This window comes from Amycolatopsis sp. FBCC-B4732 (assembly GCF_023008405.1).
In the GTDB taxonomy this organism is placed as follows: domain Bacteria; phylum Actinomycetota; class Actinomycetes; order Mycobacteriales; family Pseudonocardiaceae; genus Amycolatopsis; species Amycolatopsis pretoriensis_A.
Genome location: NZ_CP095376.1, coordinates 4521794 through 4535105, shown reverse-complemented (window position 1 = coordinate 4535105; position 13312 = coordinate 4521794). Strand labels below are relative to the sequence as shown.

Below are 13312 nucleotides of genomic sequence, written 5' to 3'. Positions count from 1 at the left end.
CAGCTGACGCCGTGAAGGCCACCTCGAGGAACCGGGGTGGCCTTCACGAACGGGGGTCAGGCGGGCAGGTTCACCAGGTCCGCCAGGCGGGCGCGGTGCCGGCCGGGCGTGCCCAGCGCCAGCTCGTCCGCCTTGGCGCGCTTCAAGTACAGGTGCGCCGGGTGCTCCCACGTCATCCCGATGCCGCCGTGCAGCTGGATCGCCTCCTCGACGGCCTTCACCGCGATCGGCGCGTTGCGGGCCTGGGCGACCGCCACCGCGATCGGCACGTCGGTGCTCGTGGCGAGCGCGTCCGCCGCGTTCCGGGCCGTCGCGCGGGCCAGCACCAGGTCCGTGTACAGGTTCGCCAGCCGGTGCTTCAGCGACTGGAACCCGCCGACCGGGCGGCCGAACTGGTAGCGGCCCTTGAGGTAGGCCACCGTCTCGGTCAACGCCCACTCGGCGACGCCCGTCTGCTCCGACGCGAGGATGCCCGCCCCGAACAGCAGCGCCTGCTCCAGCGCCGCGGCCGCGTCCGGTCCCGAAGCCACCAGCGCCGCCGGCGCGTCCGCAAGCGACACGTCGGCCACGCGCCGGGTCAGGTCGAACGACGTCAGCTCCGACACCGTCGCCGCCGAAGCCTCGACGACGTACAGCGCGGGGCCGTCCGGGCCGGCGGCCGGGACGACGAGCAGGTCCGCCACCGACGCGTCCGCCACCGTGCCGACCCGCCCGCTCAGCGTTCCGGCGGCGGACGCGGTCACCGACGACGGGAAGCCCGCGCCCGGCGCCGTCGTCAGCGGCACGACCAGCGCGCCGATCGCCTGCCCTGCCGCGAGCTTGCCGACGAACTCGCGGGCGCCGACGGCCACCAGCGCCGTCGTCGCCAGCACCACGCTGCCCAGGAACGGCACCGGCGCCACGCTGCGGCCCAGCTCCTCGGCCACCACGGCGACCTCGCGGGCCGACGCGCCGTGCCCGCCCAGCTTCTCGGGCACCGCCAGCCCGGCCACGCCGACCTCGTCGGCCAGCGTGCGCCACAGCTTCAGGTCGTAACCCTCGGCCGTCTCGATCCGCGCCAGCAACGCCTCGGCGCCGGCCTTGTCCTTCAGCAGGTCCCGGACCGAAGCCCGCAGGTCTTCCTCGACGTCCGAGTACAGCAGGTCAGTCATCGGGGGAGGTCCTTCCAGGCGACGTCCTTGTCGACACGCGGCTCCGAGGGCAGCCCCAGCACGCGCTCGGCGATGATGTTGCGCAGGACCTCCGAGGTGCCGCCCTCGATGGAGTTCCCCTTCGCGCGCAGGTAGCGGTAGCCGGCTTCGCGGCCGGTGAAGTCGACGATCGCCGGGCGCCGGAACGACCAGTCGTCGTAGGCCAGGCCCTCTTCGCCGAGCAGCTCGACCTCCAGGCCGGTGAGCGCCTGGTTCAGCTCCGAGAACGCGACCTTCATGGCCGAACCCTCCGGGCCGGGCGCGCCCGCCGTCAGCTGCTGGCGCAGCCGGGTACCGGCCAGCCGCAGCGTTTCGGCCTCGACCCAGCGCTGCACGAGCCGGTCACGCAGCTCCGGCGTGCGCAGCTCGGGCCGCTCGCGCCACGTCTTCGCGACGATCCCGATGAGCCCGCCTTCGCGCGGCTGGACGTGCCCGCCGATCGCGACGCGCTCGTTCATCAGCGTCGTCTGCGCGACCTTCCAGCCCTCGCCGACCGCGCCGAGGCGCTGGGTGTCCGGAATCCGGACCTCGGTCAGGAAGACCTCGTTGAACTCGGCCTCGCCGGTGATCTGGCGCAGCGGCCGGACCTCGACGCCGGGTGCGGTCATGTCGCACAGGAAGTACGTCATGCCCTGGTGCTTCGGGACGTCCGGGTCGGTGCGGGTGACCAGGATCGCCCACTGCGATTCGTGCGCACCCGACGTCCACACCTTCTGGCCGGTGACGATCCAGTCGTCGCCGTCGCGGACGGCCCGGGTGCCCAGCGCGGCCAGGTCGGAGCCGGCGCCCGGCTCGGAGAACAGCTGGCACCACACCTCCTCGCCGGTCCACAGTGGACGCAGGAAGCGCTCGCGCTGCTCCGGCGTGCCGAAAGCGAGGATGGTCGGCGCGGCCATGCCGAGGCCGATCCCGATGCGGCGCGGGTTGTTGTCCGGCGCGCCCGCGTCGGCGAACACACCGTCCACAACGGACTGCAGCGCGCGCGGCGCGTTCTGCCCGCCGAGGCCGGCGGGGAAGTGGATCCAGGCGAGCCCGGCGTCGAACCGGGCCCGCAGGAAGTCCATCCGGTCCGTCGTGGCCGGGTCGTGCGCGGCCAGGAACTCGGTCGCCTGACGGGTCAGGTCTTCGGCGGTGACAGTCACTTCGCGCCCTCCGAGAGGTACTTCTTCAGTTCACGGCGGGCCAGCGAGCGCTTGTGGACCTCGTCCGGCCCGTCGGCCAGCCGCAGCGTGCGGTTGCCCGCCCACATCGCGGCCAGCGGGAAGTCCTGGCTGACGCCGCCCGCGCCGTGCACCTGCACGGCCTTGTCGAGGATCCACTCGACGGTGATCGGGGTGGAGATCTTGATCGCCTGGATCTCGGTGTGCGCGCCCTGGTTGCCGACGGTGTCCATCAGCCATGCGGTCTTGAGCACCAGCAGCCGCTGCTGCTCGATCTTCACCCGCGACTCGGCGATCCAGTCCTGCACGACGCCCTGCTGCGCGATCGGCTTGCCGAACGCCTCGCGCGAGATCGCGCGGCGGCACATGAGCTCCAGCGCGCGCTCGGCCATGCCGATGGCGCGCATGCAGTGGTGGATCCGGCCCGGGCCGAGGCGGGCCTGGGCGATCGCGAAGCCGTCGCCCTCGCCGGCGATGAGGTTTTCGACCGGCACGCGGACGTCTTCGAAGATCACCTCGGCGTGCCCGCCGTGGTCGCTGTCGTCGTAGCCGAAGACGTGCATGCCGCGCTTGACCGTCAGGCCCGGGGTGTCGCGGGGGATCAGGATCATGCTCTGCTGCTTGTGCGGCGCGGCTTCCGGATCCGTCTTGCCCATCACGATGAAGATCTGGCACGCGGGGTTCATCGCGCCGGAGATGTACCACTTGCGGCCGTTGACGACGTACTCGTCGCCGTCGCGCCGGATCGCGGTCTCGATGTTGCGGGCGTCGGAGGAGGCGACGTCCGGCTCGGTCATCGCGAACGCGGAGCGGATCTCCCCGGCCAGCAACGGTTCCAGCCACTGCTTCTGCTGCTGCTCGTTGCCGAACATGGCCAGCACTTCCATGTTCCCGGTGTCCGGCGCGGCGCAGTTGAGCGCGGTCGGCGCCAGCCGGATGCTGCGGCCGGTGATCTCGGCCAGCGGCGCGTACTGGAGGTTCGTCAGGCCGGCGCCGTGGTCGCCGGGCAGGAAGAAGTTCCACAGGCCGCGCTTGCGCGCCTCGGCCTTGAGCTCGTCCATGACCGGCGGGATGGCCCAGGGGTCTTCGCGTTCGGCGAGCTGCTGCTCGAACACGGGCTCGGCGGGGTAGACGTGCGAATCCATGAACTCGAGGAGCTTTCCGCGCAGCTCCTCGGTCTTCTCGTCGAACGCGAAGTCCATTTACTTCTCCTCTTTGAGAATCTCGTTGCCGTGCGAGATGAGCAGCGGGACACCGGCCCCGACGCCCTCGAAGCCCGCGCCGACCGTCTGGCCCTTGCTGTGGCGGTAGTGGATGCCTTCCAGGATCACGGCCAGCTTGAAGAACGCGAAGCTGACGTACCAGTTCAGCTGCGAGACGTCCCGGCCCGAGCGCTCGGCGTAGCGGACCACGACCTCGTCGGTCGTCGGGTAACCCGGCGCCGAACTGGCGTTGGAGACGAACTGCAGCGACACCTTGTCGCGCTCGGCGTAGGCCACCAGCAGCGCGAGGTCGGTGAGCGGGTCGCCCAGCGTCGACATCTCCCAGTCGAGCACCGCGGAGATCTCGTCGCCGGTGTCGACGAGGACGTTGTCGAGCCGGTAATCGCCGTGGATGATCGACGGCTTCCCGGACACCGGAACCGCCGCGGCGAGCCGGTCGTGCAGCTCTTCGATGCCGGGCAGGTCGCGGCTGCGGGAGGCGTCGAGCTGCTTCTTCCACCGCCGCAGCTGCCGCTCGAGGAAGCCCTCAGGGCGGCCGAAGTCGGCGAGCCCGACGTCGGCCGGGTCGACGGCGTGCAGGTCGACGAGCGTGTCGACCAGCGCGTCGGCGATCGCCCGCGTGCGCTGCTCGCCGAGCTTCGCGAGCTCGTCGGCGGTCCGGTAGGGCGTGCCCTCGACGAAGCTCATGACGTAGAACTGCGCGCCGACGACGTCCGCGTCCTCGCAGAGCAGGATCGCCTCGGGCACCGGCACGGCGGTGTCGCGCAGGCCCGAGATCACCCGGAACTCGCGGGTCATGTCGTGCGCGGTGGGCAGCACGTGCCCGAGCGGCGGGCGGCGGACCACCCAGCGCGAGCGGCCGTCGCCGACCACGTAGGTGAGGTTCGACCGGCCGCCCTCCACGACGTCCGCGGTCAGCTCCCCGGTGACCAGGCCCGGCCGGTGCGCGTCCAGGTGGGCGCGCAGGCGGCCCAGGTCGAGACCCGGCGGGTCGGTGCGGCTCATCGTGCCTCCTCAAGCGTTCTGCGGGGGAGCATACCGACTAGTCGGTATGACGTACAGAGAGCGCCGGGAAGCGTCACTTTCCCTATGAAAGTGACGCTTCCCGGGGGCGTCACGCGAGGAACCGCGTCACCCATTCGGCGACGCAAGCGGGCTTCGCCTCGCCGTCGATCTCGACCGTCCACTTCGACACCGCCTGCTTGCCGCCCGGGATGTCGGTGATCTCCGCCAGTTCGGCACCGGCGCGCACCTTCGAGCCGACCTTCACCGGCTGCGGGAAGCGCACCTTGTTGAGGCCGTAGTTGATGCCCATCTTGATGCCGTTGACCTTGTAGATCTTCGGGCCGAACGCCGAGAGCAGCGACAGCGTCAGGAAGCCGTGGGCGATCGTGCCGCCGAACGGGCCGGCGGCCGCCATCGGCTCGTCGACGTGGATCCACTGGTGGTCGTCGGTGGCGTCGGCGAACTGGTTCACCCGGTCCTGGGTGACGGTCAGCCACTCGCTGTACCCGAGGTGCTCGCCGACCGCGGCGGCGAACTCGTCGAGGTTCTGGAACTCCCGCATCTCGGCCTCAGTCCTTCGGTCCGCCGGCGACGTAGATGACCTGGCCGGACACGAACCCGGCCCCCTCGCTGACCAGGAACGACGTCAGGTTGGCGATGTCCTCGGGCGTGCCGACGCGCTGCACCGGGATCTGCGACGCGGCGGCGGCCTTGAAGTCTTCGAAGCTCATGCCGATCCGCTCGGCGGTCGCGGCGGTCATGTCGGTGGCGATGAACCCCGGCGCGATCGCGTTCGCGGTGACGTTGAACTTGCCCAGCTCGATGGCGAGGGTCTTGGTGAACCCCTGCATGCCGGCCTTGGCGGCGGAGTAGTTGACCTGCCCGCGGTTGCCCAGCGCCGACGTGCTCGACAGGTTGACGATCCGGCCGTACTTTTCCTGCGTCATGTGCTTCTGCACCGCGCGGGTCATCAGGAACGACCCCTTGAGGTGCACGCCGAGCACGGAGTCCCAGTCCTGCTCGGTCATCTTGAAGATCAGGTTGTCCCGGGTGATGCCGGCGTTGTTGACCAGCACGACGGGCGGCCCGAGCTCGTCGGCCACCCGCCCGACGGCCGCCTCGACCTGCTCGGCGTCACTGACGTCCAGCGCGACACCGACGGCCTTGCCACCCTTCGCGACGATCGCCTCGGCGCCCTGCTTGACACCGGCCTCGTCCAGATCCAGCAGCCCGACGGCGAAGCCGTCCTCGGCCAGCCGCGCGGCCACAGCGGCACCAATACCGCGGCCGGCACCGGTGACCACGGCGACACGGGAAGGGGAATCGGTCACGGGGGACCTCCTCGTCGTTGAGAAGCGGGCTCGTGCCCGCGAGCCTACTAAGCAGTTGGTCACCAGACGATACGCGGGATCAGCCCCGGTGTGGTGTCACCATGCGCAGGATCATAGCCAGGGATCCGGGGCGGACCGGTCACCTGACGCGGTGGACTCGCGCCGGCGAGGGCGATCCGGCGACCCGAGATCGCCGGAAATCGGCTGGTGGCGAGGCCGGCCGTCTCGCTGGGCTCCGGCGCCGGTGAAACGACGGAGTGCGAAGGGGTGCACGGCGGTTCAGGAGGAGGTAGTGCCGACCACTGTGCTGTGGCGGCCGACCGGTCCGGAGGAACTGGAACTCCTCCGGGAGTCCGGCTGGCGCGCATGGCCGCCCCGGCTGCCCGAGCAACCGATCTTCTACCCCGTGCTCGACGAGGAGTACGCGATCAAGATCGCCCGCGATTGGAACGTGCCGCACCACGGGGTCGGCTACGTAACCCGCTTCCGGGTCGAGTCGGAGTTCCTCGAGCGTCATCCGGTCCGGCAGGCCGGCGGCAGGACGATCCTGGAGTTGTGGGTGCCGGCGGAGGAGCTCGCCGAGTTCAACGCGCACCTGGCCGGCCCGATCGAGGTCGTGCACGAGTTCCGCTGAGCTGCCGTGGGGCGGCGTCCGCGCGGACGCCGCCCCACGGCAGTCACCTCTGCTGTTCGGCGGTGGCGCCGATCAGGAGATCTTGAAGGAGTTGGCGCGGTCGTTCATCGACCCCAGGCTGCCGGGTGCGTTCAGCCAGCCGGTGGCCGTGCCGGTCGCGTTGTTCCCGTCGAACAGCTTGACGTCACAGGAGTGGTAGGTCCGCGCCGAGCTGATCTGGTTGGCCGCGGTCCCGAGGTTCGCGCCGCCCTCGTTGTCGCTCGTTCCCGACGTGCAGCCGACCTGGTAGGCCGGGTTGAAGATGACGACCTGCGAGCCGGTGAAGTTCGCGTCGTAGTACAGGATGCTGACCACGAGCCCGTCGCCCGGCGTGCCCTGCTGGCAGCCGAAGGTGTTGTCCCGCACGGCGCAGTAGAGGGTCGAGGCGACGCTCTCCGGGTGGGCGCTGACGAGGTCCGACACCGTCACCGGCGTGGCACTGTCGACCGCCTCGACCTGGATCCCGCCCGGTGCGGCGCCGGGCGTCGCCGCCCCGGCCGGAGCGGCTGTGGCCAGCAGTGCCGACGCGCTTGCCGCCGCAGCGGCCAAGCCCACGATGCAGCGTTTCCGGGAAACTGTCATTTCCGATTCCTCCCTCGGTACGAACCCGACTTCCGGTTCGTCGCGTACGCGGCTCCGACTGCGGCCGCATCGAGGACACGCGCTGGGTGACGTCCGGTTTAGCGGTCTGGATCGCGGTCACCCGAACGGCGCATGGTGTTGGCGCAGACGACGGTGGTGATGACGCTTCGGTGTGGTGATGCCGCCGGGAACTTCGACCTGGACCGGCGCGGTCGGTGCGGCCGGCGATCGCGGCGCTTCGCCGTGACGGACGCGAGTTCCGGCCAGCGGTTCGTTCGGCTACGGTTTCGCCACATCGAAATGTCGATCAACAGCGTGAGGTCCTGCATGCCGTCTCCGAGTTGCGATCGGGGATCATGACCGGCGTGCACGACTGGCCCATGCCTGGCTCAGGCGAGATCCCGGCCCCGGAGCTGGTCGCCGCTTGGGTGGCGCTCGGCATCGTTCCGGCCGAGCGCGTTCCACTTTGGGCAGCGCACTGGCTGATCCAAGGCGATGACGGAGCGGCTGTCCCGGATTCGGGTGCAGCTGCAGTCCGAGTTGCGTTCACCAAGTTCGCACGCATGTGCATTGACGAGCGAGCCTCCGAGGCGGACTGGGGTCGACCGCACGACCAGCTCGCCACCGGTGAGGAGGCAAGCGGCCGCTGAATCGTCTGCTCGGCGAGTGCCTGGAAATGGTTCAGGCGAGCCCGCACCTGGTGACCTGCCGGGGCCGGGTCAGTGGGCGCAGGGGCCGAAGTACAGGCACTCGATCGCTGCTCGGGGGTCGAGGGATTCCGCCTGCGGTTCCAGCTCGTCGAGCAGCGCCGCGATGCGGTCCAGGTCGGCCTCCCCGGCTGGGGTGAAGGGGACGAACTGCTCCGCCGTGTCGTGGGTGGGGCAGCCGTTGGTGTGGAGGTTGCCCGCCGGGACCAGGGCGAACGTTTCGTTGGCTCTGCCGTCGAACGTGAAGTAGCTCTGGAGGCGGACCGGGGTGGTCGTCGCCACCTCGTTCATCTGGCGGCCGCCGAAGCTGGCGGGGTAGTGCCAGCCTGCTGTGGGGTCGTCGGCGAAGGGGTCGTGGCCCGGGTCGCGGCCGCCTGCCAGGTGCCAGCCGCGGGCGATCAGCAACGTGTGGACGGCTAGCTGGCGGGCGAACAGCGGGTCGGTCGTCATCGTGGGTTCCTCCCGGACGCGGCGATGTACCCGCCCAGTGTCGTCCCGGCACACCTGCCACGACTGGGTGACCACCCCCGGCTACACGATGCCCGCCTCGATCAGCTGCGCCCAGATCGTGCTCTGGTCGACCACCTCGACGCCGAGCTTTTCGGCCTTCGTCAGCTTGTTCGCTCCGACGTCGGCGCCCGTGATGAGGAAGTCCGTGCTCGCCGAAACCGAGGAAGCCGTGGTGGCGCCTGCCTTTTCGCACAGGCGCTGGAACGTCGGGCGGGGCACCTTCTCGCCCGAGCGCGGGTCGCTGATCGAACCCGTCACCACCACCGTCTTGCCCGCCAGGGGCGCGCCGGCCGCGACGACCGGGGGCAGGTCCTCTTCGCGGACGTCCAGGGAGACGCCGGCCTTCCGCAGGCGCTCGAGTTCGGGGCGCAGGCGGGTGAGGTGCTCGATCAGCGAGGCCGCGACCTTCGGGCCGATGTCCTCCACCGCCACGAGCCCTTCCTCGCCCGCTTCGGCGACCGCTTCCAGCGACGCGAAGCCGGCGCGGCACAGGCGGGCCGCCGTGCCCTCGGACGCCATCGGGATCGCCAGGCCGATCAGCGCGCGGCGGAGGCCGACCGCGCGGCTCGCGTCGATCGACTCGATCATCCGCGTGGCCGAGACCTCGCCGACGCGGTCGAACTCCAGGAGCCTTTCCTTCGTCAGCCCGTAGAAGTCCGACGGGTGCTCCAGGATCCCCGCCTCCGCCAGGCGTTCGATCCACACCCCGCCGATGGCGTCGATGTCCGCCGCCGCGCGCGACGCCCAGTGGATCAGCCGGCGCACCGTCTGCGCCGGGCAGGAAACGTTGGTGCAGAACAGTTCGCGGCTGTTGCCCTGCTCGGTCAGCGGCTGCCCGCACGACGGGCACGCGTCCGGCGGGACGATCTCCCGCTCGGCGCCCGTGCGCTTCGAGGCGTCGAGCACGCCGGCGACGAACGGGATGACGTCACCCGCGCGGCGCACCAGCACGGTGTCGCCGATCTTGATGCCGCGGGCGCGGATCACCTCCTGGTTCGCCAGCGTCGCGCGGGTGACCGTCGTGCCGCCCACGAACACCGGCTCCAGCCACGCCACCGGGGCGATCTTGCCGGTCTTGCCGACGTCCCAGACCACGTCGGCCAGCACGGTGGTCTTCTCCTCGGCGGCGAACTTGAACGCCAGCGCGCCACGCGGCGAGCTCGACCGGGTGCCGGCCGCCGCGTACGCATCGCGATCGGCGAGCCGCAGCACGGCGCCGTCGAGGTCGTAGTCCAGTTCGTTGCGCTGCTGTTCGATGGTGGTGATCGCGGCCTGCGCGGCTTCGGCGTCGGCGCAGTGCCGCATGTCGGCGGCCGTGAACCCGAGCGCCGCCAGCGCGCTCCCGAGGTCGGTCGCCGCGCTGTCGGGGTCGGTGTGCAGGTCGAACGCGAAGAACCGCAGCCGCCGCTCGGCGACCGTGGCGGGATCCTTGGCGCGCAGCGTGCCCGCCGCGGCGTTGCGCGGGTTGATCAGCGGCTTGTCCGGGTGCGCGGTGTTGTAGGCCGCGAACGTCGACCGCAGCATGACGGCCTCGCCGCGCACCTCGGCGCGGCCCGGCGCGTCCACCCGATCGGGAATGCCGTCGGTCAGCGCGCGCACCAGCACCGTGACGTCGTCACCCGTCGTGCCGTCGCCGCGGGTGACCGCGCGCGCCAGCCTGCCGTTCTCGTACACGACGGCCAGCGAAAGGCCGTCCAGCTTCGGCATGACCACCACCGGCTGGCCGGGGAAGCGGTCGAAGAACGCGGCGACCTGCTCGGGCTTGGTCGCCTTCTCCAGTGACAGCATCGGGCGCGAGTGCCGGATCGGCGCGTGCAGCACCGCCGGCGCGCCCACCTGGTCGAGCGGGTTCGGATCGGGCGCGAGCTCCGGGTTCGCCCCGATCAGGCTCCGGAGCTCGTCCTCGACCGCGTCGTACTCCGCGTCCGCCACCAGCGGCGAGCCCCGGTAGTAGGCGTCACGCAGCACCACGATGCGGTCGGCGAGTTCCTGGATGCGTTCCTGAGCGTTCACGGGGGGGACGTTACCGGGGGCCACCGACAAAAACTCCGACCGTGCTGGAGGAGCTCCAGGCTTACGATGAAGATCATGCGATTCGCCATCAAGACTTCGCCCCAGAACACCGAATGGGCGGACATGCTCGCCGTGTGGCAGGCCGCCGACGAGATCGAGCTGTTCGAATCCGGCTGGACGTTCGACCACTTCTACCCGATCTTCTCCGACTCCTCCGGGCCGTGCCTGGAGGGCTGGGTGACGCTCACCGCGCTCGCGCAGGCCACGAAGCGGCTCCGGGTGGGCACGCTGGTCAGCGGCATCCACTACCGCCACCCCGCGCTGCTGGCGAACATGGCCGCCACGCTCGACATCGTCTCCGGCGGCCGGCTCGAGATCGGCATCGGCGCGGGCTGGAACGAAGAGGAGTCCGGCGCGTACGGCATGCAGCTCGGCACGGTCAAGGAGCGCAGCGACCGGTTCGAGGAGGCGTGCGAGGTCCTCGTCGGGCTGCTGACGCGGGAGACCACCACGTTCCAGGGCGAGCACTACCAGCTCACCGACGCCCGCTGCGAGCCGAAGGCCGTGCAGACGCCGCACCCGCCGATCTGCATCGGCGGCAGCGGCGAGAAGCGCACCCTGCGCACGACCGCGAAGTACGCCCAGCACTGGAACTTCGTCGGCGGGACGCCCGAAGAATTCGCCCACAAGCGTGACGTGCTGCACGCCCACTGCGCGGACATCGGGCGCGACCCGGGCGAGATCACGCTGTCTTCGCACGTCCGGCTCGGCCCCGACGGCGACTACGCGAAGGTCGCCGCCGAGGCGGAGGCGCTCGGCGAGGCAGGGCTGGACCTGGCGATCGTGTACCTGCCGCCGCCGCACACCCCGGCGGTGCTGGAGCCGCTGGCGAAGGCCCTCGAGCCGCTGCGCTAAGCCGGGGTGCGCAGCGCCGCGACGGCCGCCGTGATGCCCTGCTTGTCGTAGCTGGCCGTCGGCAGGGCGGCGCCGTGGGCGTGGCGGACGACGCCGTCCGCGTCGACGAGCACGCTGCCCGAGCGCTGCAGCGCGCCGAAGACCGCCCGGCCCAGGCCGACCGACTCGTGGGCGCCGCGGCCGGTGACGACCGGGAACGGGATGTCCTGCTTCGCCCGCCACGCGGCCGCCGTCTCGCGGTCTTCGGGGACGGCGATGAGGACACGGACGCCGTCGGCCGCCAGGGTCTCCGCGTTCTCGGCGAGGTCGCGGACGTGCCGCCGGCAGACCGGGCAGGTCGTCGAGCGCATGAAGTAGAGCAGCACCGCGTGGCCGCCGAGGTCGACGCGGCGCCCCGCCGTGTCTTCCAGCTCCAGGTGCGGGACGGGTGTTCCGGGTTCGAGCACGGAGTGTCCTTTCGGGTCACAACCGGGCGCGGACCGCGGTCCGCGCCCGGTGCAGGTGGGACTTCATCGCCGCCGTGCTGAGGCCGAGCGAGTCGGCGACCGCCCGTCCCGGGTGGCCCAGGACGTCACGCAGCACCAGCACCCGCCGCTGGACGTCGGGCAGCGCCTGGATCGCCCGTGCGACGCGCTCGGCTTCGAGCCGTTTGAGCGCTTCGTCCTCGGCCGAGTCCGCGAGCCCGGGGTCGGGCTCGGCGCCGGTGTCCAGGAGCCGCCGGGTGCGTCGCAGGCACTCGTTCCGGACGATCCGGAACATCCAGGAGGCGAGCGCCGCCGTCGCGCGCAGGGAGCCGATCTTGCGGTAGAGGACGATCAGCGCCTCCTGGGCCGCGTCCTCGGCGTCCTGCGGTGACGCGCAGAGGTGGTCGGCGAAGCGCCGCACGTGCGGGTGCGCCCCGTGCACCACCGCGGTGAGCGACTCGAGGTCCCCTCCTTGCGCGGCTTCGACGAGCTGCTCGCTGACCCACCCCATCCGGCGCTCCCTCCCGGTTCGACGACGACACCCATGAGAGGGCCCGGACCGCCGAAAGGATTCACCCCGCCCAGCGGTGGATCGCGAACCGGCTGCCGTCGCGGCGGACCTCGGCCGCGCCCGGGCCCGCGAAGTGCGCCGGGACGACGAGTTCGCCGGCGTCGGCCGCGCGTTCGAGGATGCCCTGCCGGGTGGCGGCGGCCTGGCGCGGGTCCTCGCAGAAGCAGCTGCTGTGCTCCGGTTCGAGGATCTGCACCGGGCTGTGCAGCAGGTCGCCGACGAACACCGCGCGGTCCGTGCCGGACGAGACGCGCAGCACCGACGACCCGGGCGTGTGGCCGGGCGCGGCTTCCAGGGTGAGGTTCCGGTCGATGCGGTGGCTGCCCTCCCACAGTTCCGCGCGGCCGAGCACGGGCGCGACGCTGTCGGCGTAGACGAGCAGGCTGCCTTCCCGGCGCACCTGGTCGTTCGCGGTGCGCGGCACCGGACGGCGGTGGGCGTTGCGCGGGTCGAAGTACACCTGGTCCGGGCGGGGGATCAGGTAGGTCGCCCGCGGGAACGCCGGCACCCACTCGCCGTCGCGCCGCTCGGTGTTCCAGCCGACGTGGTCGTAGTGGATGTGCGTGTTGACGACGACGTCGACGTCCTCGGGCCGGACGCCGGCTTCGGCGAGGCGGTCGAGGAACGGTGTCGCCAGGTGGTCGAACAGCGGGATCTGCGGGCGGTCCCGGCCGTTGCCGACGCCGGTGTCGACCAGGATCACGCGGCCCTCGCTGCGCAGCACCCACGTCTGGACCGCGCCGCGGTAACCGCCGGTCGCCGGGTCCCAGTGGTCCGGCGCGAGCCAGCCGGCGTTGTCCGTCCACAGTTCGGGCGGGCTGGGGACGATGGTCCGCGCCGGCGCGATCTCACCCGCCCACTCGACGACCTTCACGACTTCGACTTCACCGATGTGCATGACACGACGTTAGGACGCTGTGGTGAGCGTTCCCATGCTCGAATGACTCGATTCGATGCGTGATCGGCTC

15 protein-coding genes are annotated in these 13312 nt (G+C 71.3%); 3 read left to right on the top strand and 12 right to left on the bottom strand.

Translation table 11 applies throughout. From position 1 onward, the window contains the following. Positions 1 to 56: 56 nt before the first annotated feature. The 6 genes from MUY14_RS19845 to fabG form a co-directional block, all read right to left on the bottom strand. The gene (locus MUY14_RS19845; RefSeq protein ID WP_247024504.1) at positions 57 to 1151 is read right to left on the bottom strand and encodes an acyl-CoA dehydrogenase family protein; all 1095 of its coding nucleotides are present in this window, start codon (positions 1149 to 1151) and stop codon (positions 57 to 59) included. Then, complete coding sequence (locus MUY14_RS19840) at positions 1148 to 2332, bottom strand: acyl-CoA dehydrogenase family protein (RefSeq protein ID WP_247024503.1); 1185 nt, start codon at positions 2330 to 2332, stop codon at positions 1148 to 1150. Before MUY14_RS19840 ends, MUY14_RS19845 begins: the two co-directional genes overlap by 4 nt. Continuing rightward, entirely contained in the window at positions 2329 to 3552 is a 1224-nt protein-coding gene (locus MUY14_RS19835) for an acyl-CoA dehydrogenase family protein (RefSeq protein WP_247024502.1), read from the bottom strand. Before MUY14_RS19835 ends, MUY14_RS19840 begins: the two co-directional genes overlap by 4 nt. Continuing rightward, on the bottom strand, positions 3553 to 4578 hold the full coding sequence (locus tag MUY14_RS19830; protein ID WP_247024501.1) for a phosphotransferase family protein: 1026 nt from the start codon (positions 4576 to 4578) through the stop codon (positions 3553 to 3555). It abuts the gene before it with no gap. A gap of 109 nt (positions 4579 to 4687) precedes the next feature. Continuing rightward, positions 4688 to 5140, bottom strand: coding sequence for a MaoC family dehydratase (locus tag MUY14_RS19825; protein WP_247024500.1), 453 nt, complete (start codon positions 5138 to 5140; stop codon positions 4688 to 4690). Positions 5141 to 5147: 7 nt separating this feature from the next. Next, positions 5148 to 5909 carry a 3-oxoacyl-ACP reductase FabG gene (gene fabG / locus MUY14_RS19820; RefSeq protein WP_247024499.1) on the bottom strand — a complete coding sequence of 254 codons (762 nt, stop codon included), beginning with the start codon at positions 5907 to 5909 and terminating at the stop codon, positions 5148 to 5150. 292 nt (positions 5910 to 6201) lie between these two features. Between fabG and MUY14_RS19815 the strand changes: the two genes are divergently transcribed. After that, on the top strand, positions 6202 to 6543 hold the full coding sequence (locus MUY14_RS19815; protein WP_247024498.1) for a hypothetical protein: 342 nt from the start codon (positions 6202 to 6204) through the stop codon (positions 6541 to 6543). A gap of 72 nt (positions 6544 to 6615) precedes the next feature. Here MUY14_RS19815 and MUY14_RS19810 read toward each other — a convergent pair whose 3' ends face one another. Then, positions 6616 to 7164 carry a hypothetical protein gene (locus MUY14_RS19810; protein WP_247024497.1) on the bottom strand — a complete coding sequence of 183 codons (549 nt, stop codon included), beginning with the start codon at positions 7162 to 7164 and terminating at the stop codon, positions 6616 to 6618. Between the two features lie 356 nt (positions 7165 to 7520). Here MUY14_RS19810 and MUY14_RS19805 point away from each other — a divergent pair, with 356 nt between their 5' ends. Continuing rightward, a complete protein-coding gene (locus MUY14_RS19805; protein ID WP_247024496.1) occupies positions 7521 to 7814 on the top strand; it encodes a hypothetical protein in 294 nt (97 codons plus the stop codon). Positions 7815 to 7883: 69 nt separating this feature from the next. Here the strand turns inward: MUY14_RS19805 and MUY14_RS19800 are convergent, their stop codons facing one another. Together MUY14_RS19800 and ligA are read right to left on the bottom strand one after the other, a co-directional pair. Further along, positions 7884 to 8321, bottom strand: a complete 438-nt coding sequence (locus MUY14_RS19800; RefSeq protein WP_247024495.1) for a hypothetical protein — start codon at positions 8319 to 8321, stop codon at positions 7884 to 7886. A gap of 81 nt (positions 8322 to 8402) precedes the next feature. After that, positions 8403 to 10394 carry an NAD-dependent DNA ligase LigA gene (ligA, locus tag MUY14_RS19795; protein ID WP_247024494.1) on the bottom strand — a complete coding sequence of 664 codons (1992 nt, stop codon included), beginning with the start codon at positions 10392 to 10394 and terminating at the stop codon, positions 8403 to 8405. A 75-nt stretch (positions 10395 to 10469) separates the two neighbouring features. Here ligA and MUY14_RS19790 point away from each other — a divergent pair, with 75 nt between their 5' ends. After that, entirely contained in the window at positions 10470 to 11309 is an 840-nt protein-coding gene (locus tag MUY14_RS19790; RefSeq protein WP_247024493.1) for an LLM class F420-dependent oxidoreductase, read from the top strand. Here MUY14_RS19790 and MUY14_RS19785 read toward each other — a convergent pair. The 3 genes from MUY14_RS19785 to MUY14_RS19775 all read right to left on the bottom strand — a co-directional run bounded on the left by MUY14_RS19785 (position 11306) and on the right by MUY14_RS19775 (position 13242). Further along, the gene (locus MUY14_RS19785; RefSeq protein ID WP_247024492.1) at positions 11306 to 11755 is read right to left on the bottom strand and encodes a peroxiredoxin family protein; all 450 of its coding nucleotides are present in this window, start codon (positions 11753 to 11755) and stop codon (positions 11306 to 11308) included. The two genes, MUY14_RS19790 and MUY14_RS19785, sit on opposite strands and share 4 nt — an antisense overlap. Before the next feature lie 16 nt (positions 11756 to 11771). Beyond that, entirely contained in the window at positions 11772 to 12284 is a 513-nt protein-coding gene (locus MUY14_RS19780; RefSeq protein WP_247024491.1) for an RNA polymerase sigma factor, read from the bottom strand. A gap of 61 nt (positions 12285 to 12345) precedes the next feature. Then, complete coding sequence (locus MUY14_RS19775) at positions 12346 to 13242, bottom strand: MBL fold metallo-hydrolase (RefSeq protein WP_247024490.1); 897 nt, start codon at positions 13240 to 13242, stop codon at positions 12346 to 12348. Between the last annotated feature and the right edge of the window lie 70 nt (positions 13243 to 13312).